The organism is Bradyrhizobium sp. MI1.10 (assembly GCF_055811035.1).
The window spans coordinates 68,070-93,249 of record NZ_JBVVPN010000007.1 but is presented as its reverse complement, the minus strand read 5'-3'; the positions used below and the strand labels follow the sequence as shown (position 1 = coordinate 93,249).

21 protein-coding genes and 3 pseudogenes are annotated in these 25,180 nt (G+C 63.4%); 7 read left to right on the top strand and 17 right to left on the bottom strand.

The window, feature by feature from the left end; translation table 11 throughout:
* Positions 1–25: 25 nt before the first annotated feature.
* The 5 genes from AC0L3K_RS09815 to AC0L3K_RS09795 all read right to left on the bottom strand — a co-directional run bounded on the left by AC0L3K_RS09815 (position 26) and on the right by AC0L3K_RS09795 (position 6,105).
* Positions 26–1,108 carry a CobW family GTP-binding protein gene (locus tag AC0L3K_RS09815; RefSeq protein WP_473365839.1) on the bottom strand — a complete coding sequence of 361 codons (1,083 nt, stop codon included), beginning with the start codon at positions 1,106–1,108 and terminating at the stop codon, positions 26–28.
* 5 nt (positions 1,109–1,113) lie between these two features.
* A complete protein-coding gene (locus AC0L3K_RS09810; RefSeq protein ID WP_473365838.1) occupies positions 1,114–2,778 on the bottom strand; it encodes an amidohydrolase in 1,665 nt (554 codons plus the stop codon).
* Positions 2,779–3,037: 259 nt separating this feature from the next.
* Complete coding sequence (locus AC0L3K_RS09805) at positions 3,038–4,036, bottom strand: SphA family protein (protein WP_473365837.1); 999 nt, start codon at positions 4,034–4,036, stop codon at positions 3,038–3,040.
* A gap of 149 nt (positions 4,037–4,185) precedes the next feature.
* Positions 4,186–5,199 carry a helix-turn-helix domain-containing protein gene (locus tag AC0L3K_RS09800; protein ID WP_007601622.1) on the bottom strand — a complete coding sequence of 338 codons (1,014 nt, stop codon included), beginning with the start codon at positions 5,197–5,199 and terminating at the stop codon, positions 4,186–4,188.
* 231 nt (positions 5,200–5,430) lie between these two features.
* The gene (locus tag AC0L3K_RS09795) at positions 5,431–6,105 is read right to left on the bottom strand and encodes a helix-turn-helix transcriptional regulator (RefSeq protein ID WP_007601621.1); all 675 of its coding nucleotides are present in this window, start codon (positions 6,103–6,105) and stop codon (positions 5,431–5,433) included.
* Between the two features lie 315 nt (positions 6,106–6,420).
* Here AC0L3K_RS09795 and AC0L3K_RS09790 point away from each other — a divergent pair, with 315 nt between their 5' ends.
* Complete coding sequence (locus AC0L3K_RS09790; RefSeq protein ID WP_007601620.1) at positions 6,421–7,359, top strand: LysR family transcriptional regulator; 939 nt, start codon at positions 6,421–6,423, stop codon at positions 7,357–7,359.
* On the opposite strand, the gene AC0L3K_RS09785 is transcribed toward AC0L3K_RS09790, so the two are convergent.
* From AC0L3K_RS09785 to AC0L3K_RS09770, 4 genes and pseudogenes are all read right to left on the bottom strand, one after another.
* Positions 7,332–7,574: a DUF2274 domain-containing protein gene (locus AC0L3K_RS09785; RefSeq protein WP_007601619.1), complete on the bottom strand. Its 243-nt coding sequence runs from the start codon at positions 7,572–7,574 to the stop codon at positions 7,332–7,334. The two genes, AC0L3K_RS09790 and AC0L3K_RS09785, sit on opposite strands and share 28 nt — an antisense overlap.
* Positions 7,575–7,582: 8 nt before the next feature.
* Positions 7,583–8,080, bottom strand: a pseudogene (locus AC0L3K_RS09780) (TraB/TrbI/VirB10 family type IV secretion system protein); the annotation flags it as partial.
* A 577-nt stretch (positions 8,081–8,657) separates the two neighbouring features.
* The gene (locus tag AC0L3K_RS09775) at positions 8,658–9,440 is read right to left on the bottom strand and encodes an enoyl-CoA hydratase/isomerase family protein (RefSeq protein ID WP_473254956.1); all 783 of its coding nucleotides are present in this window, start codon (positions 9,438–9,440) and stop codon (positions 8,658–8,660) included.
* A 134-nt stretch (positions 9,441–9,574) separates the two neighbouring features.
* Positions 9,575–11,665 (bottom strand): molybdopterin-dependent oxidoreductase, encoded by a 2,091-nt coding sequence (locus tag AC0L3K_RS09770; protein ID WP_473365836.1) that lies wholly within the window; start codon positions 11,663–11,665, stop codon positions 9,575–9,577.
* A 252-nt stretch (positions 11,666–11,917) separates the two neighbouring features.
* On the opposite strand from AC0L3K_RS09770, the gene AC0L3K_RS09765 reads away from it, so the two are divergent.
* The 4 genes from AC0L3K_RS09765 to AC0L3K_RS09750 are packed head-to-tail and all read left to right on the top strand — an operon-like array spanning position 11,918 to position 16,187.
* Positions 11,918–12,874 (top strand): Bug family tripartite tricarboxylate transporter substrate binding protein, encoded by a 957-nt coding sequence (locus AC0L3K_RS09765; protein WP_473365916.1) that lies wholly within the window; start codon positions 11,918–11,920, stop codon positions 12,872–12,874.
* Between the two features lie 15 nt (positions 12,875–12,889).
* Positions 12,890–13,360, top strand: a complete 471-nt coding sequence (locus AC0L3K_RS09760; protein ID WP_473365835.1) for a (2Fe-2S)-binding protein — start codon at positions 12,890–12,892, stop codon at positions 13,358–13,360.
* Positions 13,357–15,492, top strand: a complete 2,136-nt coding sequence (locus AC0L3K_RS09755; RefSeq protein ID WP_473365834.1) for a xanthine dehydrogenase family protein molybdopterin-binding subunit — start codon at positions 13,357–13,359, stop codon at positions 15,490–15,492. The genes AC0L3K_RS09760 and AC0L3K_RS09755 overlap by 4 nt, the downstream gene beginning before the upstream one ends.
* The gene (locus tag AC0L3K_RS09750) at positions 15,489–16,187 is read left to right on the top strand and encodes a molybdate ABC transporter substrate-binding protein (protein WP_219682426.1); all 699 of its coding nucleotides are present in this window, start codon (positions 15,489–15,491) and stop codon (positions 16,185–16,187) included. The genes AC0L3K_RS09755 and AC0L3K_RS09750 overlap by 4 nt, the downstream gene beginning before the upstream one ends.
* 9 nt (positions 16,188–16,196) lie before the next feature.
* On the opposite strand, the gene AC0L3K_RS09745 is transcribed toward AC0L3K_RS09750, so the two are convergent.
* From AC0L3K_RS09745 to AC0L3K_RS09730, 4 genes are all read right to left on the bottom strand, one after another.
* Positions 16,197–17,003, bottom strand: coding sequence for an SDR family NAD(P)-dependent oxidoreductase (locus AC0L3K_RS09745; RefSeq protein ID WP_473365833.1), 807 nt, complete (start codon positions 17,001–17,003; stop codon positions 16,197–16,199).
* Between the two features lie 26 nt (positions 17,004–17,029).
* The gene (locus tag AC0L3K_RS09740; RefSeq protein WP_007601611.1) at positions 17,030–18,322 is read right to left on the bottom strand and encodes a TRAP transporter large permease; all 1,293 of its coding nucleotides are present in this window, start codon (positions 18,320–18,322) and stop codon (positions 17,030–17,032) included.
* Complete coding sequence (locus AC0L3K_RS09735) at positions 18,313–18,861, bottom strand: TRAP transporter small permease (protein WP_007601610.1); 549 nt, start codon at positions 18,859–18,861, stop codon at positions 18,313–18,315. The genes AC0L3K_RS09740 and AC0L3K_RS09735 overlap by 10 nt, the downstream gene beginning before the upstream one ends.
* A gap of 86 nt (positions 18,862–18,947) precedes the next feature.
* A complete protein-coding gene (locus AC0L3K_RS09730; RefSeq protein ID WP_085349491.1) occupies positions 18,948–19,919 on the bottom strand; it encodes a TRAP transporter substrate-binding protein in 972 nt (323 codons plus the stop codon).
* 324 nt (positions 19,920–20,243) lie between these two features.
* Here AC0L3K_RS09730 and AC0L3K_RS09725 point away from each other — a divergent pair.
* A pseudogene (locus AC0L3K_RS09725) lies at positions 20,244–21,018 on the top strand (cyclase family protein).
* Here AC0L3K_RS09725 and AC0L3K_RS09720 read toward each other — a convergent pair.
* Positions 21,015–21,743: a Crp/Fnr family transcriptional regulator gene (locus tag AC0L3K_RS09720; protein WP_354201757.1), complete on the bottom strand. Its 729-nt coding sequence runs from the start codon at positions 21,741–21,743 to the stop codon at positions 21,015–21,017. The pseudogene AC0L3K_RS09725 and the gene AC0L3K_RS09720 overlap by 4 nt on opposite strands.
* 497 nt (positions 21,744–22,240) lie before the next feature.
* Positions 22,241–22,951 carry a helix-turn-helix domain-containing protein gene (locus tag AC0L3K_RS09715; protein WP_473365832.1) on the bottom strand — a complete coding sequence of 237 codons (711 nt, stop codon included), beginning with the start codon at positions 22,949–22,951 and terminating at the stop codon, positions 22,241–22,243.
* 148 nt (positions 22,952–23,099) lie between these two features.
* On the opposite strand from AC0L3K_RS09715, the gene AC0L3K_RS09710 reads away from it, so the two are divergent.
* Positions 23,100–23,417 carry a c-type cytochrome gene (locus AC0L3K_RS09710; RefSeq protein WP_473365831.1) on the top strand — a complete coding sequence of 106 codons (318 nt, stop codon included), beginning with the start codon at positions 23,100–23,102 and terminating at the stop codon, positions 23,415–23,417.
* Positions 23,418–23,423: 6 nt separating this feature from the next.
* Here the strand turns inward: AC0L3K_RS09710 and AC0L3K_RS09705 are convergent, their stop codons facing one another.
* Positions 23,424–24,527 (bottom strand): ABC-type transport auxiliary lipoprotein family protein, encoded by a 1,104-nt coding sequence (locus AC0L3K_RS09705; RefSeq protein ID WP_473365830.1) that lies wholly within the window; start codon positions 24,525–24,527, stop codon positions 23,424–23,426.
* 3 nt (positions 24,528–24,530) lie between these two features.
* Positions 24,531–25,180, bottom strand: a pseudogene (locus AC0L3K_RS09700) (ABC transporter ATP-binding protein); the annotation flags it as partial.

Below are 25,180 nucleotides of genomic sequence, written 5' to 3'. Positions count from 1 at the left end.
CCCTCGCAAATGAAAAACCTCTGCGTCACGCCGCCGATCTCTGAATCGCACCGCGGCTCACCGAAGCAAATTTGCACAATGTGCTTTCGATAATCTCGCGCGGGATCCCGCGCACAATAAAGACAAGACGCGAGCGCCGGTCCGCCGAGAGCCAGCCATCGAGCGCGATTGGCGGGTGGAAAACATGCTGGACTCCATGCACCACGACGGGCGCTTCGGGTCGCTCGCTGATATGGACGATAGCCTTGAAGCGCAGCAGATCCTCGCCCTTCAGCGCCGCGACGTAGTCGAGCCAGCACATGAAGGCGTCGTGGCGGATCGGCTCGTCGATGATCAGGCTGTAAGACGAGATGTCTGTGCCGTGCGCATGATGGCTGTGGTGCTGACAGGCCTCATCTTCGCAACGATGATGGGCATCGCCGTGCGGCTGGTCCGCAGCCTGCGACGCCGTTTCGAACCAACGCAGGACGTCGCATGATTTCGCCGCCGGATCGAACAGACCGGCATCGAGCACTTGGCCAGGATCGACGATCCCATCGCGCACGGGCGTGCGGATCGCAATCGGATTGATGGACGCGAGCCGCCGTTCGAGCGCCGCGTAGGCATCATCAGACACGAGATCGGTCTTGGTGAGCAGCAGCCGGTCGGCGACCGCGATCTGGCGCACCGCCTCGGGATGGGCGGCTAGCGTGTGCCCACCGTTGACCGCGTCCACTGTCGTCACCACACCGTCGATCCGGTAGCAGCCGAATAGATCGGGCGCCGTCATCAAGGTGTGCAGCACCGGTACGGGATCGGCGAGACCAGTGGTCTCCAGCAGCACGCGATGGAACGGCGGGATCGTCCCAACGGCGCGACGGGCAGCGAGATCCCTTAGCGTCTCGATCAAATCCTCTCGCACCGAGCAGCAGATGCAGCCATTGTCGAGCAGCGCCAAGCGGTCCTCACTGCTCTCAACCAATAAATGATCGAGCGCGACCTCGCCGAATTCGTTGATGATCGCGACCACGCCGTTAAGCGCGGCCTGACGCAGCAAATGATTGAGCACCGTGGTCTTCCCGCTGCCGAGAAAACCGGTGAGAACCGTGACCGGGATGTGATCCGCCATCACCCTCATCTCCGTTCGAACACCTTGCGTCCTTCGAAGAACGTCATCTTGACCCGCGTATCCGCAAGCTGGTCGGTCGGGATATCGAAGATCATCTGATCAAGCACGATCAGATCGGCCGACTTGCCGACCTCGATCGATCCGATGATCTGGGAGAGACCGGCCGCGCGCGCCGCATCGATGGTGTAGATATCGATCACCGTCGCGAGATCGAGCGCCTGGTCGGCCCACAGCGATTTGCCGGGAAAATCGCCGGTCGGATTTTGCCGCGTCACCATGCCCTCGATGCCCTGCCAGGGATCCGGGATCGGGATCACGGGCCAGTCTGAGCCGCCGGCCATCAGCGCGCCGGCATTCTTCAAATCCTTGTTCGGCCAGAAGCGTTCCGCGCGCTCGTCGCCCATCGCGGCCTTGTGCGATTCCAGGAATAGGGTCGGATACCAGATGATCGGCGACAGGTCGGCGGCGACATTGAGCTCAGCGAAGCGAGCAATGTCGTCGGGCGCAATGTAGCTGGCGTGCGCGATGTGATGGATCAGGTGAGTCGGCCCGTTGAAGCTGCGCACCACATCGATCGCATCGAGCGCCTGCGTCACCGAGGCATCACCGGCGCAGTGGATCTTGGCCGCCAGCCCAAGCTTCTCGCAGCGGCCGAGCCAGCGGATCAAATCAGGCACCGTCATCATGGTGGTGCCGCGGAAGCAACAGCCGCGCACGGAGTCGGCGACATAAGGCTCGTGGAAGGCCGCCGTCTTGGCGCCGGGAACGCCGTCAAGGAACATCTTCACATAATCGGGCTTCACATGTGCGCCGCGATACTGCTCGCGGATCGCAAACAGTTCCTCGCCCGATTTTCCAAACATGAAACCGGGCTCGACCACTGGCATGGCGCAGACTGCCCAGGCGGTGAGCTCGCCGCGGTCGTCGAGCCCCTTCAGCGCAGCCATGATTGGCTGCATGCTGGCAGAATCGATGAATGCGGTGACACCATAGGTGTTCAGCAACGAGATCGAACGTGCCACCGCCACGCGATCCATTTCCGCGGTGTAGTGGCCGGAAGCGGCCAGCGCGCGTTCCACGAGCCCAGACGCTGCCTCGATCATTAACCCGGTCAGCGTACCAGTCTTGAGGTCGCGGCCGATCTCGCCATTGGTTGGATTGGGCGTGTCGGCGGTGATGCCGGCCAACCGCAGCGCCGCCGAGTTGGCCCAACGGTTGTGATAGCTGTCGTCACGCAGGATCACGGGATGGCCGAGGCTTGCCGCATCAAGCATCGCGCACGCCTCCGCCGTGTTCAGGGACGTCAACAAATTGTTGCCGAACTGGCCGCCGACGATCCAGGCGCCGGGCGCCGTCTCGGACGCCGTCTTGCGCACGGCATCGGCGATCTTCGCGATGGTGTCGCTAGAGGAGAAACGCAGCTCGTAGAGATCGGCTTGGCCGCCCATCATGATGTGGTTGTGGATGTCGACGATGCCCGGCATCGCCATCCGCCCGCCGAGATCAACGGTCGCGGTCGCCTCGCCTAGGAGCGATGCGACTTCAGCGTTGCTGCCAACGGCAATGAACCGGCCGGCCTTGACCGCGGCGCAGCTCACCCAGGGCTGCTGCCGGTTGGACGTGTAGATCCGGCCGTTGCAGAAGACCGTGTCGGCGAATGTCCTGTCCATGCGCATCAAAGTCTCGGTTGGGAAACGTTCTCGCCGCGTCGCGCAGGGCGGTGAAGCACCGGCCAACATGATTCAGCGGAAAGTTCGGCAAGTCGCGGTTACGGACAATCCACCATTCGGTGGATGCTCTCGGCCGAGCACGTTTTGAACAGCAAAAGGCAGCCGTTAGGGAACCGCGATCAACGCGATTCCCTTCTGGCTACCCATTGCACGCTGCAGAATGGGCGGCGTTGCTGCCCACTTTACTGGGTGAGCATCTTTACTTCGTGAACGTCGGCCGCTTGGCCGGCGGGGGCGCATCGGGTCCCCACAGTCGGAAGCTCAGATTGGCGAACACCGAATAACCCTTGGTGATCGCGGCGGTGTCGATGCCGGGCGGGCCGGCGGTGCCGCCGGACGCTGTCGAGGAGAATTCATGCGTGGCCCAGACCGTCAACGCAGCCGGCCCGAAATTGTAGCCGACCAAACCGCCGCCGGCCCAGTTGTTGTACCGGTTGACGTTGATCGCGTTGCCATAGAACGCGCTCGACTTGTCGTCGGTAACCTGGCCGGCATAATAGGCCACCGGCCCGAACGTCCAGTTGCCAATCGTCTTGGTGGCCGCGAATTCGGCGTGGAAAATGTCGCCGGAACGATAGCCGGTAATCGAGTTCGCGGTGTTGATCTCCTGGAACAGATTGGCCGTCAGATTCCAGCCGTCTTTCAGATAGGACACCACCAGTTCGGGCTGAAAGGTCCACCAGGGATTGCCGACGCTGTTCAGTCCGGCTGGCCCGCTGATCGACCCGTTCGGCACATGGATGCCGAGGCCGGTCTTGACGAAGAAACCGCTGTCGCCGAGCTTCCAGCTCAACTCCGCCGGCACGATGAAGGTGTTATGCATACCGGCCAGTTGGACGTTGATGGGTGAGCCGACGTCCGCCATGATCCAGGGCTGCACGATGACCGCATTATAGGTCGCGCCGAATAAGGTCCAACCCGGCACCCACAACAGACCCGATGCTTCGACTGCGGAATGCGCCGGCGTCGCCGCGCCACCGACATTCGGCGCGCCGGGACCGACAAGGTTCGAGTGATAGGTGAAAACCTGATTGAAGCTGTAAAGACCGGGCGGCGGTGCGCCGGCCGTCCCGCCACCAAGAGTGATCCCGGGCTTTTGCGCAAAGCCCGGGGAACCAAACTCGAATGCATTGGCGCTGGTTGCGCCCGCGCTGATCGCGACAAGTGCCGCCGCAGCAATTCGACCGTTGATCGTCATGTAGCCCCCATCCCCGTTATCGCTGCGTCGGTCACGTTCCGATCGACGACCGATCGTGCGCGGCGCAGCAGTTGCGGGCGAAACTTGGAACGGGCCCCTGACCGGCGTTATCCGGATTCGGCAAACGCGGAGGCAGTGATGCGAAATTCCTAAACTGATGCAGACAGAACACGCCGCACCGTGTGCGAGGGCAGCTCGCCAAACAGCTGCCGATAGTTTTCGGTAAAGCGGCTCCAGTGCCAAAAGCCCCACCGCGCCGCAACATCGCCGATCGACACCGGTTGCCCCGCCGCGGCGAGCGCACGCAGCTCGCGACACACCGCGTTCAGCCGCAGCATGCGCAGATACTGTAACGGCGTCAGCCCGAGCGCATCCCGAAAGCAGCCCTGCAGCGTCCGGCGGCTGACACCGACATGGCGGCACAGGTCGGCGATGCTCGGAGGATCATCGGCATGAGCGATCACGTACTCCTTGATTCGATCCACAATCCGCTTTTGCGCGGTCACGCCGTTGACATCGCGCCAGGCATTTTCCGACAGGATGTCAGCGAGAGCATCAACGACGGTGTCTTCGAGGGACTCTTGCGCGCGGGCAAATCCGATCGCACGTTGAAGTCGATCCCCCTGGTCGCAGATCTCACGAAAACCATGCTGGAGTGTCGATAGTCCGCCGGGCGATCCGCTGAAGCAATGATTCTGCTGGCGACGACTGGCGACGAAGTCGGCGGCCCGCCTCTCGCCGAGCGTTTCGAGCAACGACGTCAGGCGGCTGCGGACAATAGCTATCGACACCACATCGAGCTGCGTCGGCGTCAGCAAGGGCGGCAGGTCCGCTCCGTCGCTGAGCAATACATTCGGAAAGGCCAAGGGCCGACCGTTGAAATGCGCCTCGTTGGAGGCCGCCAGCGGCAGGCTGAAGACGAGTGAATCCGGCCAAGCCGAGCCCTGCTTGATCAGCGCCTGCGAGATGGTTTCCCTGATGATCTCGAGACTGCCGAGTCGGATCATCACGAGCCGCCCGGCAAAACGCCCGGACGACACCTGGTCTATCCGCAGGTCCCAGCCGTGGAAGCGGCCGGCATGGTCCACCGCATCGACGGACTCCACCACCGTCACACCGATGACGCTGCCAGGCTCCGTCTTGCAAACGGGTACGTCCGCCATGAAGCGCTCCCTGAGACCGAGCTTGGCGAACGTGCCGAACGGTAACAATCAACCCTTGGGTGGACAGCTTGCGTACCACCGGAAACAAGTCATGTCGGCGGCCGCATCGGCCTCAATAGCGACGCCAATCTCGAAAATCTAAACCCGCCGCGCATGAGGCAGCAATCAACCGGATGGTGGATGGGGTCGTGGAGGCAGGACTCAGTGAGGCAAGGCTCAGCGAGGTAAGACTCAGCGAGGTCGCGACATCAGGGCGACGACGGCCGAGCGGGTCTCGACACCGAGCTTCTCGAAGATATGGATCAGGTGCGTCTTCACGGTGGCGAGGCCGATATTCAGGCACTCGCCAATCTCGCGATTGGTCCGGCCGCAGCAGAGCAGGTCGATGACCTCGAGCTCACGTGAGGTCAGGCCATAGCGCGCGGGCTCGTCTGGCGAAGGCGCCAGGCAACGCGTCAAATTGAACTCGAGATAATCGTGGATCTTCTCGGCGATGTTCATCGCGCCGTCGGGGATCCTGCAACCGGATCCCCAAAGCACGCTCATCCCCGCCACGATCCGATCGTTACGGCGGAAGAAGAATTCGATTATGTCGGCGATACCACACTGTCCGGCGAAGGTGCGGAAGGTCAGCGCTTCCTTTGTGGCACATCGACCGATGACGACACTGAGCCGCGCAATTGGCTGATTGGTTGCGGAACGCGGATGCAGTGGATCGAGCCGGTTCATCCCGGCCAGATACTGGTCGTGAAAGCCCGACGGGACGCCGCTTGAGAGCACGAAGCGGTTGAGATTGAGGTTACTGTCGACCTCGTAAAACACGGTCGCAGCCCCCTCGAGAATCCCTCTTGCGAACTGGACGGCCTGCGTGGTTGCCGGATCCGACCGGCCCAACAGCGCAATCATGACCTACCTCCCCGAATGTTTCTCCGATGGCGGACGTCTGCGCGTCGCATGGCCAACAACGCTGTGACAGGCGCGCCGCATAGTCAAGCAAATTACGTGCCGAGCAATCATCGGACGCAAGCCTGATGCAGTATCAGCCAAGCAAACAGTCGCAAGCCTCCACCATCCGGTTGATTGCCGGCCGTCAGGCGCACGCTGAAGCTCGATGCTGATTTCCTGCAATCGCGAGACAAGGAGTTCTGTTAGTTCTCAAACGAAATTGCTGCCTGCAGCACGACGAAATCAGTCAGTTTCGCGAATTACGAAAACGAGAAAATGGATCAGTCACGGACGTCCCGGGGGCACGCGGTCGACCTGCAGCAGCTTCGATTTGCGGTAGCAGCCGCAGACTATGGGAGTATTCGGCAAGCCGCCGAGTTGCTGTCCGTTCGACACTCAATCCTGAGCCGATCCATTCGTCAGCTTGAACATCTGATCGGCGTTGCCATATTCGAGCGCTCGGGCGGGGGCGTAAAGCCGACGCCGGCTGGACGAAGCGTTCTGAGGATGGCTGGGTTAATTTTGGAGCAGGTCGATGTGCTGGTAGCAACAGCAAAGTCGAATAGCCGAGGCGAAGTTGGCCGCCTTTCGATCGGCTTTTGCACCTCCATTTCAGCAGGCAATCTGCGAGCAACACTTAGCGAATTCAAGAACCGGCATCCTCGGGTCGAACTCGCGACGGTCGAGCGGTCGCGGACGCATCTCGGGACAGCGCTGCGAAATGGCACAGCGGACGTTCTCATCGTGGCTGGGGGCGCGCGACTGCCGGACAATAGCGTTCACCCACTTTGGAGTGAGCGTATCCTGGTTTCTTTGCCGGACAATCACGCATTGGCAGCAGAAACTGTAGTCCATTGGACCGATCTCCGAAATGAGACCGTCCTGCTGAGCCAGCACGATCCCGGACGCGAGCTTGAGGATCTCTTGATATCAAAGCTTGTTTCTCCTGCGGATCGACCGAAGATCGAACGCCACGACGTCAGCCGCGGTATCATCAAGAGTCTCGTCAGCATGAAGCTCGGGATCAGCCTGGTCCTGGAATCAGATGTTGGCGCGAGCCTAGCTGGTTTGGTCTATCGCGAGTTACGAGATGGGACGGGGCCGACCCGGGTTGACTTTTCGGCACATTGGCGAGCCGATAACGACAATCCAGCCTTGGATAGTTTTCTCAAACTCCTCGCTGAACGTTACCCTTTGCTGTCCTCCGGCGAGTGAACCGCGCGTCGAAATTTTGCAAAGCCACGATCCGTAGCCATGAACCGCGCCAGCATCGGTGCGATAAGCTTACCCGGTTCGCTGATGGGTTGACCGGATTCGCTTGCAACGGCTTTCGCATAGGCGAGCAGATCCCGATGTACAGAAGCCGGCAACTCAACGCTGACCCTAACGGGCTTGTCGTCAGGTAGCGCTCCAATCCTAAGCTTAGCCATAGGTGCCTTTACTCTCTGTATCGCTCGAGAACGAGATCGCGATTGACAAGGACGCGGATCGGAAAGCCCGGGCGGATGGTCAACGTTGGTTGAATATTGAGGCTGCGCCGAACCACCTGCTGTCCAGTTTGGTTTAGTGAGTCGGAGGCGCCGTGCCGCAATGCCTGAATGATGGCACTGTCGTTGCTATTGGTGTCCGAACTAGCTCCCAATTCCGTCCCTACAGCAAGAACCGTCGATAGTGCCGCAGCCTTGAATAGCTCACCCCAATGATTGTCGACCTGGTCTTCGAGCCCCGCGTAGCCTGCGCTGTCAGCACCGGACTGCCGCTCCAGAACGATCGAGCGGCCGTTCGGCATGATAAGCCGGGTCCAGACCAGCAGCACTCGCGACTGGCCGAACGAAACCTGGCTATCATAATTGCCGATCAGCTTCGCTCCTTGGGGCACGAGCAAAAAGCGTCCGGTCGGAGTGTCGTATAAATTCTCCGTCACTTGCGCCGTGATTGGCGCCTTCGACATTTCGCATTATCGCCCCAGCGAGCGGCCAAATAGCGTCAGAATCGTGCATCCGAAGAATGGAGAGGAGGCCTGGTGGCCCCTAACGGACGAAACTGGCGCCCCTCTCTTCCCTGAACTTATGGAGGAGCTTGACGAGATCAAAAGGACCACCCTCTCCGGCCTGGTATTCCGGCGTGACCATGCACATCGTCAGTCGGCAATCCCGCTACCATGGATTACCCCGCGCAAGGATCTCCGCTATCTACGTAGCGTGGTAAAAACAATTATCACAGAGGCTGGCCTACGTCAGGAGCTTTCTTTTCGGTCCTTCCGACACGGAGGATTTACTGAAGGCGCCGACAGCGATCTCACGGATGCAGAGTTGCGCGCGGCTGGCCGTCATAGATCAAGTCGCCAACTGCCAACCTACGCCAAGCGTACTGGCAGGCAGTTGATCATTGCCACAAAAAAGCGTCGCGAGGAGCGGACAAGATCTCTTCTTATTCGGCTAAACGCCAATCTCTCCTCGGAATAAAGGCGCGTCGATCGACGGCAGCGCCCACGAATGCGCTGAAAGGATCGCCTATTTTCCCGTCCACACCGGCTTGCGCTTCTCGCTGAACGCTTTCAGCCCTTCCTTGGCGTCCTCGGTCATCGCGAGCAGCGCGATCTGGCTTTCGGTGTAGGCGATGCTCTCGTCGAACGACATCGAGGCGATCGCACGCATCGCGTATTTGCCGCGCCGGATCGCGGTCGGGGATTTATCGACGATTCGACCGATCAGCCAGTCGACCTTGGCATCCAGTTCGGCCGCGGGCACGATGTAATTGAGCAAGCCCGCTGCCAGCGCCGCTTTCGCGTCGAACGGCTCGCCGGTCAGCGCCCATTCGTTGACGAGGCGCGGCGGGGCGATGGACTGCAACAGGCTCAACACCTGCATCGGGAACACGCCGACCTTGACTTCCGGCAGACCGAAGATGACGTGATCGGCGGCGACGGCCATGTCGGTCATGCAGAGCAGGCCCATGCCGCCGGCCATGCAAACCCCGCCAACGCGCGCAATCGCGGGCTTGGTCGCGTTCTGCGACAAGCGCAACAGATCGGCATAGTCGACATTCGGCTTCGAATGATCCATCGCGAAAGCCGCGCCGGAGTTCTGCAGGTCCGCACCGGCGCAGAACGCCTTGTCGCCCGCGCCCGTCAGCACGATGACACGGACATCCTTGTCGTCATGCGCGTCGCGATAGCCGCGCGCGATGCCGGCGATGACCTCGCCATTCAGCGCGTTTCGTTTCTCGGGACGGTTGATGGTGATCCAGAGCGCCTGGCCGCGCTTCTCGGTGATCACGGCTGTGGTGTCGGTCATGGTACGCTCGCTTCCTTGGGCTCCCGTTTAGCGGCCCATTTGCGGCAGCTCGGGTCGAAGGTGCAAGGGCAATCTGCGGTACGGCGCCGCTTTAACGCCTCGACACAAACTTGAAGGCGATCGAAGCGCAGGCCTCAGGCCGCGACCGCTTTCCTGATCCAGACCTTGTTGTCGTGGAATGCGGCGCCGCCAATCGGCGCAATGGTGTCCGCGCCCGTCAGCATGTTGATGCCGCGGTCACCGATATGGTTCTTGTTGGGATGAACGGACTCCGCGATCAGCACGCCGCGCCGCACGCCCTCGAACAGCGTGGCGATCAGCGTGGTCTCGCCGCGGGTGTTGCCGAGCGTCACGGCATCGCCATGGGCGATGTCGAGCGCGGCCGCATCCAGGGGATGGATCATCACGCTCGCCTTGCCCTCACGCGCTTGGGAGGACGGCGTCTCGTTGAACGTGGTGTTGAGGAAGCTGCGCGACGGGCTCGTGGCAAGCCGGAACGGATGGGCCTGGTCGGAATGCTCGATCACCGCCCAATGGTCGGGTAGCGACGGCATCTTGTCGAAGTCACCCATCGTCTGGCCGAACGGCGGATGCGCCCAATCGGCCTTGAAATGGAATTTCCTGTCGGCATGGGCGAAGCCGTCGAGATAATGCGACGTGCGGAAGTCCGGCTGCAGGTCGCGCCAGAGGTCGGCTTCGAGACCGGCAAGGTCGCCGTGGTCGCTGAGCTTCAGCGTCGCGTCGATCAATTCACGCGGCGTCAGCTCGAACCCCGGATGCGTGGCGCCAAGCCGCGGCGCCAGCGCCTGCAGGACCTCGTGGTTGGAGCGGCATTCGCCGGGCGGGTCGATCAGCTTCGGGCCGACCGAGATGTGCTGGTGGCCGCCGCCGTAATAGAGATCGTCATGCTCCATGAACATCGTCGCCGGCAGCACGATGTCGGCCATCTCGGCGGTCTCGGTCATGAACTGCTCGTGCACCGCGACGAACAGATCCTCGCGCGCAAAACCCTGGCGCACGAGAGCCTGTTCCGGCGCAACGGTCATCGGGTTTGTGTTCTGGATCAGCAGCGCCTTGACTGGACCCTTGCCGTGCAGGGCCTTGGCATCACCGGTGAGGATGCGGCCGATCTGCGACTGGTCGAGCGCGCGGATCGTTGGGTCGATGGCGTCGTGGCCTTCGATGATGGATTCGTTGAAGTGCCACAGCGCGTAATTGTTGAAGAAGGCGCCGCCGCCTTCATATTGCCAGGCGCCTGTTACCGCGGGAATGCAGTTCGCGGCATGCATCTGCGCCGCGCCGTTGCGCGAGCGCGTGAAGCCGTAGCCGAGCCGGAAGAAGGTCCGCTTGGTCTCGCCGACCAATTTGGCAAAGGCCTCGATCTCCGCTACCGGCACGCCTGAGATCATGGATGCCCATTCGGGCGTGCGCGTCTTCAGATGCGCCTCGAGCTCATCAGGGCAATCGGTGTACTTGTCCATATAGGCGCGGTCGGCATAGCCGTCGCGGAACAGGACATGCATCACACCGCAGGCGAACGCGCCGTCGGTGCCGGGCCGCAGGATGATCTTGATATCCGCCTGCTTCATGGTCTCGTTGTCGTAGATGTCGACGACCGCGATCTTGGCGCCACGCTCCTTGCGCGCACGGGCGGCGTGCGTCATCACGTTGACCTGCGTGTTGACGGGATTCGTGCCCCAGATCACCACGAGATCGGAGAGCGCCATCTCGCGCGGATCGACGCCGGCGATCTTGCCGGTGCCGATCGCGAACCCGATGCGCCCGACATTGGCGCAGATGGTCTGATAGAACCGCGAATATCTCTTCACATGCGTGAGGCGGTTGAGGCCGTCGCGCATCACCAGCCCCATCGTGCCGGCGTAATAATAGGGCCAGATTGACTCCGCGCCGAATTCGCGCTCGGCTTGGTTGAAGCGATCCGCAATCTCGTCCAGCGCCTCGTCCCAGCTGATCCGCGCGAATTGGCCGGAGCCCTTCGCACCCGTTCGGCGCAGCGGATACATCAGCCTTTCAGGATGATGGATGCGCTCAGCATAACGGGCGACCTTGGCGCAAACCACGCCGGCCGTATAGGTCTGCTTCTTCGAACCGCGGACGCGGCCGATGCTGCGTCCCTCGACCACCTCGACATCGAGAGCACAGGCCGACGGGCAATCATGCGGACAGGTCGAATGGCGGATTTCGATCTTGGCGTGCTGGTTCATGTCCAATTTGGTAACACCAAAATACCCCTCAGCCGAGGGCATTTATCCGGCAACGCCCATGCGATTTGCTCAGACCGCGTGCGCCGCCGGTTCCTGCCGCGACCGCGAAGAGCGGCGCCGCCACACCGAAAACCGCCCGATATTCCAGGCACCATCCGCCTTGTGAGGCGTCGACAGTCCGCCTCCCCTGCCGCTACAGTGCCCAACAACAAGAACGACATCACGGAGGTGGGTGTGACGGCCCGACAATTCATGCAGGCGCTGGCCGCCGGCCTGCTCAGCGCCTTCTCCGCGGCCCCGTCCCTGGCGCAGGACTATCCCAACCATTCGGTCCGGATCGTCGTGCCCTTCGGCGCCGGCGGGCCGGCCGATGTCGCGGCCCGGCAGATCGGCAATGCGCTCCAGGAGAGTTTTGGCCAGCCCTTCGTGATCGAGAACCGCACCGGCGCGGGCGGCGTCATCGGCACGGTCGAAGCGGCGAAGTCGCCCGCCGACGGCTACACGCTGTTGATGATGTCCAACACCCAGACCGCGAACGAATCCCTGCTGACGCCGGACAAGCGCAAATACGAGCTGATGCGCGACCTCGCGCCGATCGCACCGGTGAACGCTTCCGATCTCGTCATCGTTGTGAACCCGCAAGTCGCAGCGAAAACGCTGCAGGAGTTCGTCGCGCTCGCCAAGTCGCAGCCGGGCAAACTGAACTACGCCTCCTCCGGCCAGGGCACGCCCTATCACATGGCCGGCGAGCTGTTCAAAGCCATGGCCGGCATCGATCTCGTCCACGTCCCCTACCGCAACAGTGGCGAGGCACGCAGCGGTGTGATCGGCGGGCAGGTGCAGGTGATGATCGACGCCGTGCCGGCGATGGCGCCGAACATCGGCGAGAACCAGGTCCGCGCGCTCGCGACCACCGGCAAGCAGCGCTCAGCGGTGCTGCCGAACGTGCCGACAGCGATCGAGGCGGGCGTCGCAGGCTATGAAGCCACGATCTGGCTCGGCCTGATGGCGCCGGCGGGCACGCCGAAACCTGTGATCGACAAGCTCAATGCCGCTGTGAACGCAATGGTGAAGCGGCCTGACATCGTCAAGCTCTGGACTGCGCAGGGCGCGGTGCCGATGTCGATGACGCCGGAGGAATTCGACAAGTTCCTGCGCGGTGACATCGAAAAATGGGCTGACGTCGTCAAGAAGTTCGACAAGTCCTGAGACCGTAGAGCGACAATGCCGACCATTCAATTCCAGCTCAACGGCGCCGCGGCGGCCGTGGATACCGATCCGGATCAGACGCTGCTCGATGTGCTGCGCGGCCGGCTCGGCGTCACAAGTCCGCATTTCGGCTGCGGCGCCGGCGAGTGCGGCGCCTGCTATGTCATGGTCGGTGATCGCGCGATGGCCTCCTGCGACATGCCAATGTGGTCGGTCGCGGACAAGGAGGTCGTCACGGTGGAAGGCCTCGGCACGGCGGAGCAACCTCATCCACTGCAACGCGCCTTTATCTCCGAGCAGGCGATGCAATGCGGCTATTGCGTCTCGGGAATCCTGATCAGCGCGGCGGCGCTGCTGAAGCGCAATCCGACGCCGACGGAGGCGGAGGTGAGAACCGCGCTTGATCGCAATCTGTGCCGCTGCGGATCGCACAACCGCATGGTCCGGGCCGTGTTGCGGGCGGCCGCGGAGATGGCAGGATCATGAGTGCACCGTCCCCTGCCCTGACACTGCCGGTCAGCCTCGCGGCCAATCCCAAGCTGTCATCCTGGGTGAAGCTCGTCGGCGAAGGCCGCGTGGCGATCTCGCCCGGCAAGGTCGAGATCGGCCAGGGCATCGTCACGGCCCTGGCCCAGATCGCAGCCGACGAGCTCGACGTCGATATTGGCCGCATCGAGATGATCCGCGCCTCCACGGCGGCAAGCCCGAACGAAGGCGTCACCTCGGGCAGCCTTTCGATCCAGCACTCGGGCCGCGCGCTGCGCCACGCCTGTGCCGAGGTGCGCCAGCGCTTCCTCACCGCGGCATCCGAACGTCTCGGTGTCGATGCATCGCTGCTCGAGATCGATGACGGCACGATCTCGGGCCCCGGCAATGTCAGGACCAGCTATTGGGAGCTGGCCGGTGACGTCTCGCTCGACCACGACGCCAAAGTGGGTGCGACAGCGAAAATTGCCGCCAAGCGGGCTCTGGCCGGACATTCGGTCCAGCGCGTCGACATTAACGACAAGGTGTTCGCACGGCCTCGCTTTATTCATGACTGTCCGCTGCCGGACTTGCTGCACGGACGCGTGCTGCGGCCGGACATCTCGAGCGCCAGGCTGATCGGGCTCGACGAGACCGCTACGCGAGCCGTTCCCGGCCTCGTCGCGATCGTCCGCGATGGCGGCTTTTCCGGCGTGGTTGCCGACAGCGAGGCAACGGCGGAAACCGCGCTGAAAGCCTTGCGCAGTGGCGCGACATGGTCGGCCGGCGAGCCGCTGCCGGATGAAGATGATCTCGCCGGATTCCTGAAGAGCCAGCCGGTCGAGACCACCGTGATCGACGTCAGGACCACGGCGACAACGATAAAGAAGGCTGCTCGCACCCTCCGCCGGCAATACATCCGTCCCTACATTGCGCATGCCTCGATCGCTCCATCCTGCGCCATGGCGCGATGGGACGGCGATCGTGTCCATGTCTGGACCCACAGCCAGGGCGTCTATCTGCTGCGCGCCGACCTCGCGATCGTGCTCAAGCTGCCAGCAGAAAACATCGTCGTCGAGCACATGGAAGGCGCGGGCTGCTACGGACACAACGCGGCCGACGACGTCGCGCTCGATGCCGTGCTGCTGGCGAAAGGGGCCGGCGGCCGTCCGGTGCGGGTGCAATGGTCGCGCCACGACGAGATGTCTCACGCGCCGTTCGGCGCGGCGATGGCGATCGAGATCGAGGCCGATCTCGATGCGGACAACGAGATCGTCGGTTGGCGCCATGCGATCTGGAGCAACGGCCACGCGGCGCGGCCGGGGCGCGCGGCACAGCCCGCGCTGCTCGCCGCAACCGAGATTGCGTCCCCCTACCCGCGCATGATCTCGACCAATCCGCCCGCGGCCAATGGCGGCGGCGGCGACCGCAACTCCGTTCCGCTCTACGACCTCAAGGCCTGGACGGTCACGAGCCACCGGCTGCTGACCATGCCGGTGCGCACCTCGGCGCTGCGGACCCTTGGTGGACAAGGCAATGTCTTCGCGATCGAGTCCCTGCTCGACGAGATCGCAGCCCTTCGCGGCGAAGACCCGATCGCGTTCCGCCTGCGTCATCTGCGCGAGGAACGGGCTAAGGAGGTGATTCGCGCGGCGGCACGACGTGCGCAATGGAAACCGCAGAAGCAGTCCGGCATCGGTCATGGCGTCGGCTTCGCCCGCTACAAGAACACGGGGGCCTATTGCGCCGCGATTGCGGAGATCGAAGGCACTGAAGACATCCGCGTCAAGCGGCTAACGCTGGCGGTCGATGTGGGCGAGGCCATCAATCCCGACGGCGTCATCAACCAGATCGAGGGCGGCGCGATCCAGGCGACGAGCTGGGTGTTGAAGGAACGCGTCCGCTTCGACCGCACGCGCATCACATCGACGTCCTGGACCGACTATCCGATCCTCACCTTCAGCGAGGTGCCAATGGTGGATGTCGAGATCGTCCAGCGGGCGGAGATCGAGCCGGTCGGCGCCGGCGAGGCCGCCCACGGCCCGGTGACGGCAGCGATCGCCAACGCCGTCTACGATTGCCTCGGCGTGCGCGTGCGCGACCTGCCGATCACCCGCGACAAGATCATTGCAGCCATGGAGCTGGCATCGTGACGACAGTGAGCATTTTGAGCGGAGGCGCGGCGCAAGGCCTGGTGCGCGGCCTCAGCGATCCCTTCAAGACGCAGACCGGCTTCGGCATTGACGGTGAGTTCGGCGCCGTCGGCATCATGGCGGACAAGCTGCGCGCGGGGACGGCGGCCGATCTGGTGATCCTGACGCAGGCGCTGCTTGCAAGGCTTGCCGAAGAGACGCTCGTCATCCCCTCCTCGATCTCTGATGTCGGGCGGGTCGAGACCGCGCTGGCGGTCCGCAGCCGCGATCCCAAGGTGACCGTGAAGACTGAGGCTGATTTGCGCGAGGTGCTGCGCAGCGCCGACGCGATCTACGTCCCTGATACGAAAGCCTCGACGGCGGGACAGCACGTCGCGAAGGTGCTGGATCAGCTCGGCATCGCCTATGAGGTCGCGTCGCGCCTCAAGATCTTTCCCAACGGCGCGACCGCGATGCGGGAGCTTGCGGCGTCCGCCGCTGCGCATCCGATCGGCTGCACGCAGGCCACCGAGATCATCGCAACCGACGGCATCGCGCTGTCGGGAGCGCTGCCGCCGGGCTGCGAGCTCGTGACGATGTACACGGCCGGCGTGACCACGCGGGCCGCCCATCCGCAAGAGGCGGCCGCGCTGATCGCGTTGCTGACCGGCGCAGACCGCAGGGATCTGCGCCAGCGCGCCGGCTTTACCGGCTAGATAGCCGCTTTATTTGTGCAACTGGGTGAGACCGGTCGGCGGACCGTCGACGGCGGTCCAGCCGCCATCGACGAACAGCGTGCTGCCGCTGACATAGCTCGCGGCGTCCGAGGCGAGATAAGCGACGGCTGTCGCGACCTCGTCGGCGCTGCTCCAGCGGTTGAACACGGTGTGGCCGGCGTAGAGATTGTAGATGTCGGGACGCTGCTTGAACGGGCCGGTCAGCGCGGTCTCGGCGATGCTTGGCGCGATCGCGTTGACCCGCACGCCGGAGCGTCCGACCTCGGAGGCAAAGCCCTTCACCAGCAGGCCAATGGCCGCCTTGGTCGAGCCGTAGACGCCGAGGCCCGGCTCGATGGTCACCGCCCGCACCGAGGAGCAGGCAATGATGCTGCCGCCCTTCTGCTCGACCATGATGCGGCCGAAAGCCTGGAAGAACCACACCGTGCCCTTGATGTTGAGGTTGAGGACGCGGTCGAGATCCTCCTCGGTGTAGTCGAGGATGGTCTTGCGGATGTTGAGCCCGGGCGTCGTCACCGCGATGTCGAGCCGCGCAAATTTCTGCATCACGGTCTTGGCCAGCGCATTGACATCAGCAGCGCTCGCGGCGTCGCACGCAGCCGCCTCGGCCCAGCCGCCCTTCTCACGAATGCCGGCGGCGGTTGTTTCGGCGGCGTCAAGCGCACGATCGGCGCAGATCACGCGGGCGCCAAGCCCGGCCAGCGCCTCGGCCGACGACTTGCCGATGCCCGAGGCAGCGCCCAGCACCACGGCCGTCTTGCCGGTGAGATCGAAGAGCTTGCGATAGTCCGTCACGGATAGATTCTCCCTGTGTCTTGCGGCTAGCCCTTGTAGCCCATCAGCAAGCGGGGCAGCCACAGCGAGAACGCGGGGACGTAGGTCACGAACATCAGAGCTGCGATCAGCGCGGCGTAGAACGGCAGGATGGTGCGCATCACCGCGCCCACCGAGATGCCGCCGATGGCGCAGCCCACGAACTGAGTGGTTCCGACCGGCGGGGTGTTCAGCCCGAGCGCGCAGTTGATCAGCATCAGCATGCCGAACTGCACCGGATCCATGCCCGCCTTCATCGCGATCGGCAGGAAGATGGGCGTGCAGATCAGGATGGTCGCGGCCATGTCCATGAACGTGCCCAGCACGAACAGGATGACGTTGATGAGCAGGAAGATGACCCAGGGCTGCGTCGAGACCTTGCCCATCATCTCGCCGGCGAAGTCGGCGACCTCGTAAAGCCCCATCAGGTACTGGAACATGGTGGAGACGCCGATCAGCAGCAGCACCACGCCCGTGGTCTTCACCGCCTTGGCCGCAGCGCGCAGGAAGTTCGGCAAGGTCATGGTGCGGTAGATGAAGAACGTCAGCAGGATCGTATAGGTGACCGCGACGGCCGCGGATTCGGTTGCCGTGAACACGCCGGACAGGATGCCCGCCAGGATGATGCCGACGATCAGAAGGCCGGGCAGAGCGGCGGCGAACGAGCGAAAAACCGCGGGCCAGCCCGGGAACTTGCCGGCCGGATAGCCGCGCTTCACCGCGACCGCGTAAGCGGCGACCAGCATGCACACCATCAGCACCAGCGCCGGTAGCAGACCGGCGGCGATCAGCGCGCCGATCGAGACCTTGCCGCCGGCGGCGAGCGCATAGATGATCATGTTGTGACTGGTCGGCATCAGTGCTCCGACCAGCGACGCATGGGTGGTGACGTTGACGGCGTAGTCGGTGTCGAAACCTTCCTTCTTCATCATGGGGATCATCACGGCCCCCATCGCCGACACGTCGGCAACAGGCGAGCCGGACACGCCGCCGAACAATGTGCAGGCGACCACGTTCGACATACCGAGCCCGCCGCGGATGTGTCCGACGAGATTCTTGGCGAGCTGCACGATCTTGTCGGCGACGCCGCCATGCAGCATCAGCTCACCGCTGAAGACGAAGAACGGGATGGCGAGGAAGGAGAAGATGTTCATCCCCGACATCATCTGCTGGAAGATGACCGCGACCGGCAGGCCTTCGTAGAGGATCGTGCAAATCGCCGAGAGGCCGATCGCGAAGGCGACGGGGACGCCGAGGACCAGGAAACCGAAAAAAGTGGCGCCGAGGATGATCAGTTCCATGAGGGGACGACCTCTTCGCCGCGCAGGAGAGCGATAATGTGCTCGATTGAAAAGGAAACGATCAGGACGCCGGAGGCGATCAGCGGCACGTAGCGGATGACCTCGGGCAGGCCGAGATTGGGGATCTTGACCGTTCCGACCGAGGCTCCGAGGATCCAGCCGTTATAGGCCATCGCGACGCCGAAGCCGGCGACCAGGACGTGGATGACAAGCTCGATCTTCTCTCGCGCGTTGTCCGGCAGCATCACCAGCAAACTGTCCATCCCGATATGCCCGGCATCGCGCACGCCGACGGCGGCGCCGATCAACGTGACATACAGGATCAGAACCAACGCAAGGTTCTCCGTCCAGGTCGGGCTGGAATTGAGCACGTAGCGTCCGAACACCTGGTAGAAGACGATGGTGACGATGACGAGCAGCCCGGTCACCGACAGATACATGCCCAGCCGAGCGACGGGTGCATTGATCCGCGACAGCAGGCCGGTGGACGGGCGTCCGGCTACGTCCAGTTCGTGGTCTGCGACGTGAGGGTCTGTCATCCAAGTCTCCTTGCAAGTCTCCTTGCGCGCCTCCACTGCGTCGGTCCGGCGTCGCCAATCGGCCACGCCGGGCCGACGCTATGGCCTTACTTCGTGTCCTGGATACGCTTGACGAGGCTCTTCAGCTTCTCGTCACCCGCGAACTTGTCGTACACGGGCTTCATCGCGTCGACGAACTCCGCCTTGTTGGCGATCGTCACGACCTGAACGCCAGCCGCCTCAACGGTCTTGCGGGACGCCTGCTCGCGCTCGTCCCAGAGCTTGCGCATGACGGGCACCGATTCCTTGGCCGCCTTGCGGACCATCGCCTGGTCTTCCTTGCTCAGCGTGTCCCAGACCGTCTTGGACATCACGAGAACTTCGGGCGCCAGAGAGTGCTCGGTGACGTTATAGAACTTGGCGGCCTCGAAATGGCGCGAGGACTCGTAAGACGGCCAGTTGTTCTCGGCAGCGTCCACCAGACCGGTCTTGAGCGCGGTATAGACCTCGCCATACGGCATCGGGGTCGGATTGGCCCCAAGGCTCTGGATCATGCCGACCCACAGATCGGATTGCTGGACGCGAATTTTCAGACCCTTGACATCCGCGAGCGACTTGATCGGTGCCTTGACGGTGTAAATGGACCGGGCGCCGCTGTCGTAATAGGCGAGGCCGATCAGGCCTGCGGGCGCCATGGCCGCCAGGATCTCGTCGCCGATCGGCCCGTCAAGGACGGTACGCATGTGCTGCGTGTCCCGGAAGATGAAGGGCAGGCACAACGCGATGGTTTCCGGCACGAAGTTGTTCAAGGGCGATGCGTTGATCCGCATCATGTCGAGTGCGCCGATCTTGAGCTGCTCGATGGTGTCCTTCTCGGAGCCGAGCGCACCGTTGGGGAACACCTTCACGCCGAGCTTACCGCCGCTCGCCGCAGCGAGCTGCTTGCCCATGAACTTGACGGCCTCGACGGTCGGATAATCGGCGGGATGGATGTCGGCGGAACGGAAATCGCGTGCGGTCGCCAAGGGGGCTGAGACCGCCAGCAGAGCGGCTGCGATGACGCCGGTAAGTATCTTCATCTGGGCTTCCTCCTGAGTTGATTATGTCGTTGGGCAGATGCTGCGGGCCGCCTTGGGTCGCTCCACTTCCGGTGTGAAGTCAAGCGCCATTGTCGTCCCTAGGGCGCGCGGCATTCTCTGTCCAAGCCAAATCCGGCATCGATCAATGCTAGAGTTGCATCGATGGATCAGACTGGCTTTGGGCGGACAACCGGCCCACCGTCCTGTTTTTCCGAAATCATCTGTCCGTCGGGCGCGGGAAGCGTTGATAGGCGTTGCTTGACGACGCCGGTGCGGCCCCCTCAAGATGCTGCGAAACAAGACGGACCATCCCGAGGAATGCCCATGCCGCGGAAGCTGATCGACATCTCCGTGCCGCTCAGAAACGACGTGACGGCGGATCCGCCGGGCAATCACCCGACGATCCAGTACATCGATCACCAGCAGGGCCTGCCGCGGATGCTGCAGTTCTTCGACGGCCTCACGGCGCAGGACCTGCCGGACGGCCAGGGCTGGGCCGTCGAGCAGGTCTCGCTGTCGACCCATAACGGCACGCATCTCGATGCGCCCTGGCACTTCCATCCAACCATGAATCGCGGCGAGCGGTCATGGACGATCGACGAGGTGCCGCTGGAATGGTGCTTTCAGCCCGGCGTGAAGCTCGACTTCCGACATCTGCCCGACGGCTACGTGGCGAGCGCCGACGACGTCGAGAAGGAGTTGAGGCGGATCCGGCATGCGCTGTCGCCGCTGGAGATCGTCGTCGTCAACACCGGCGCCGGCGCCAAGTTCGGCCAAGCCGACTATGTCAGCTCAGGCTGTGGCATGGGCTATGAGGCCACCATGTATCTGCTCGAACGCGGCGTGCGGCTGACCGGCACCGACGGCTGGAGCTGGGACGCGCCGTTCGTCCACACCGCGAAGAAATATGCCGAAACGAAAGACGCCGGCCTGATCTGGGAGGGCCACAAGGCGGGGCGGCACATCGGCTATTGCCATCTCGAGAAGCTGCACAATCTCGACCAGCTGCCTTCGACCGGGTTCACCGTCTCGTGCTTTCCGGTGAAGATCGAGCGGGACCGCAGGCTGGACCCGCGCGGTCGCGATCATCGACAGCTAGCTGTCGAGCCTGCTCTCGGCGAGTTCGCGCAAGGCATCCATATCTAGCACAACGATGGCCCCGTGCTCGAGGCGAACCCAGTTGCGGCCCGCCCAGGCGCGCAATTGCTTGTTGATGCTCTCGCGCGTCATCCCCACCATCTCGCTGATCTCCTGCTGCGTGATGGCGAGCGTGCCGCTGCCGGAGTCGAACTTGCGCTCTTCGGTGAGGCCGAGCAGCGCGCTCGCAAGCCGGCCCGGCAGATTTTGCAGGATCACCTGCTCGACCTGCTGGCTGGTCCAGCGCAGGCGCGCGCAGAGCAGCTCGATGAACTTCATTGCGAGCGCCGGCTGGCTCTTCACGAACGGCAGGAAATCCCGGCGATCGATGATGTAGAGCTCGCAATTGGTGTTGGCGGTCGCATCGGCCGACCTGGGGGCACCGTCGAGCACCGCGATTTCGCCGAAGATCTCTCCGGGACCAATCAGATTGAGAATGGCATTGCGGCCGTCGGGCGACGAGGAGGAAATCTTCACCGTCCCTGTGATCACCGCGAACAGATTGTTGCCGGGATCGCCCTTGGCAGCAATCGTCGCGCCGCGCTTCACCGTGGTGTGCTTGGCGTAACGGCAGAGCTGATCCAGCGCCTCCGGCTCCAGATCCGCAAAGATCGGGTGCTTGCGCAGGACCGATAATTTATTCCCCGCCGCTTGTCGGGGGTCGTCGCCGGTCTTGTCCTGAGGCACGCCACTGGGCTCCTAAGACTGCGAGGCACTGGGGTCCCTGCGTAGTCAGTGTAGCCCAGTTTTTCAACCGGAAAGCATGCTCTCGATTTGAGGCAAACGCGGCGAAAATGCCGCGGTCAGGGCCCAAGCCGGCAGCCGAAGGATGAGCCAATGCGTTCCGGTCGATGCAGAGTTGCAAGCGCCGCACGCCGCCTTGCGTTGAGGCGCTGCCAATCGTCCCGAGTTCGCACGGCATAGCCCGCGCCGCGGGCGCCACAAAATGCGACCCTAATCTCAGGAGCTTCGACGCTTGACGTCTGACTTGAGCGGGCCCGCGCTGGTTTGCCGGTCTGCCCAGGCCAGAGCCCCGGCGAATGTGACAAAGATTGCCACGACAATGATGCTCATAAGCAACGCGTCAGCCGGCATGATGCCCTCCCCTGTGGTTTCAGGCATTATTCGGGGCACGCGGCCGAATGCATTGATCCCGATCAAAATCGAGCCGCGCTGCGTCGGAATCAGGCTGCGGCCAACGCCTCGACCTTCGCCGGATCGAGCAGGCTGATCCCGCCATGAATGATCTCGATCACGCCGTGGCGCTCCAGCTTGGTGAACGTGCGGCTGACGGTCTCGATGGTCAGGCCGAGGTAGTCGGCGATGTCCTGGCGGCTCATCGGAAGCGGGACCGTGTCCGATGCCCCCTTCAGCGAGACCAGCCGCTCGCGCCAGCCGAGCAGAAAGGCCGCAACCTTTTCGTCCGCCGAACGGCGGCCGAGCAGGACCATGTGGTCCCGGGCCTGGTTCAGTTCGCGAATCGCCAGCTCGTTGATCCGCCTGAGGAGGTGCAGCCGGTGCTCGATGAAACGGCCGAAGGGTGCCTTCGCGAACTGGCATACCGTCACCGCGCCGATGGCATCGGCCGAAAAATTGTGCCTGCCCGAAATATTCATCCCCAGGAAATCGCCGGGCAAGGCAAAGCCCACGATCTGCCGGCGGCCGTCGGGCAGCAGCTTGTACAGCCGCATGACGCCCTCGAGGAGATTGTAGAACGAGGTCGTGATGTCCTCTTCGGAGAACACAGTCTCGCCTGAGGCAAAATGCACGCGCCGGCCGAGATGCTCGAATTCCCGAAGCTCGACCGCATCCAGCGACGAACAAACCGCTGATGCGCGGACGGCGCAATCGCTGCAAAGCTGCCAGTTCGGCTCAATCGTGACTACGGGCTTCATCGACCGCTCCAAGCGCCGGGTGCCCATCAGGCCCATTCCGTCGCGCGGCTGCATTTTACTGCACTGCGCCAAGGCCGGTTGACCCAGATCAATTTTGGAGGGAATCCCCGCCCTATTCTTCCCCCAGACTTAACCGGGGCCACTTTACATGCTGCAAGGAATGCTGCGTCACGGGTTGATCGGGTTGTTTGTGATGACGCCTGCCCTGGCGGCCCCGACGGCCGAACAACGCGGCAAGGCCTTTGCGCGAGCCAATTGCGCGCGCTGCCACGCGATCGATCGTGCGTCGAACAGTCCGCTCAAAATCGCACCGCCGCTGCGGGCCCTGCACCAACGCTATCCCATCGAGAGCCTTGGGGAGGCGCTGGCCGAGGGCATCAACACCGGCCACGCCGACATGCCGGCCTTCGAGCTCAGTCCGGACCAGATCCACGATCTCCTGTCCTACCTCAAGACCCTGGAATAGCCGGCGTCACACCGCCTGCACCGTCCAGCCGATCAGCTCCTTCGCGATGCGCGTGAAGGCCGTATCGAATGCTGCGACCGCCGCGGCCGGTTCGACCTTGTCGAGCTTTTCGCTGGTGTCGAGGAGACGCGAGGCGATCACCTTACCGTTCTTGTCGACGATCCGCGCCGACAGTCCGATCTCGACCCGTGTCTCCCCCTCCGTGGCAATGCGGAAGCGCCTGATGTCGATCAGCAGCTGATAGTCCGCCTGCCCGAGATCGGCCGTGCGCAACGGCGCGTGCGCGATGTCGTAGTTCTCGAAACTGTCGATCAGCCGCGCCTGCACCAGCTTGGGAATGCTGTCTGCCCAGAGGAAGTCTGCAAAGGCCGGATTGTCGCCGCCGGGAGCGAACAGCATGCGCTGGGTCTGGAGCATGGCGACCGCTGTCGGCTCGGGAATAGCCAGTGACGCCGAGAGCGTCTTGCCGGCCGGACCGAGGTTCTGCGGCGTGCGCAGGTCATAGGTGACTTTCTGCGCCGGCGTTCCGCCGCCGGTCATCTTCTCCAGGCCCGCCAAAATGCCGTCGATCTTGCCGGTGTTGCGCGCAAGCCCGTCGGAGAATGTCTTGAGATTGGCGATGGTGTCCTTCAGCGGGCCCGAATTGTCCTCCAGCACGGTGTCGACCCGCCGCAGTGCATCGCGCGCGGCCTGCGTCATGCTCTGGCCCGCACCCGCCTCGGCAATCAAGGTCGGGGCCTCGCCGGATTTGTTGACGATGACGCCTCCCTCCAGCGTCACCACCGGCACGCCGGTCAGCCCCTGGAAATCGAGCCCGACCCTGCTGTCGGCGCGCACCGGCGTGGTTGAAGCAACCGATATCGTCGCATTGACGAAGCGTGGATTGTCCGGCGCAAGCCCGAGCTGGGTGACCTCGCCGACGCGGATGCCGTTGAACAGCACGCCGGCTCCGACCAGAAGACCGGGCACCGGGCCCTGGAATTGCACGTGATAGCTCGTGCGCGGCCCGATGCCGCCGGTGTTGTTCAGCCAATAGACGAAGCCGAACACCGCGAGGATCGCCGCCAGGACGAAACTGCCGATCAGCACGTAGGGAGCGCGGGTTTCCATGTCTCATCTCATCTCGTGTTGCAGCATCTGCGAGCGCTTGCCATGGAAATAGGCGCGCACCCAGGGATGCTCGGATTGCAGCAGGTCGCGCATCGGACCGATCGCCACGATCTTGCCGTCGGCAAGAGCAGCGACCCGATCGCAGACCGTTGTCAGGCTCGCCAGATCATGGGTAACCATGAAGACGGTGAAGCCGAGGGTCTTTTGCAGGGTCGCGATCAGCGCATCGAAATCACCCGCCGCGATCGGATCGAGGCCCGAGGTCGGCTCGTCCAGGAACAGGATAGGCGGATCGAGCGCGAGCGCGCGCGCCAGCGCGACGCGCTTGGTCATGCCGCCGGATAGCTCCGCCGGATATTTATCGGCATCCTGCGCCCGCAGCCCGACCATTTCGAGCTTGGCGATCGCGATCTCGTCCATCAGCTCCTGCGACAGGACGAGATTTTCACGAAGCGGAAATTGGATGTTCTGCCGGACCGTCAGCGAGGAGAACAGCGCGCCCTGCTGGAACAGAATCCCCCATGTCGTGGGCGCCCCCGCCGTGGGGGCCGCCCGTGGGCCGGCCCGGAACCCGAAGGTGCCCCCCAGGGGCGGGGGTGGGGCCCGGAGTGTGGCGCGCCACCCCCCCCATGCCCCCCCCGCCCCCCCCCCCC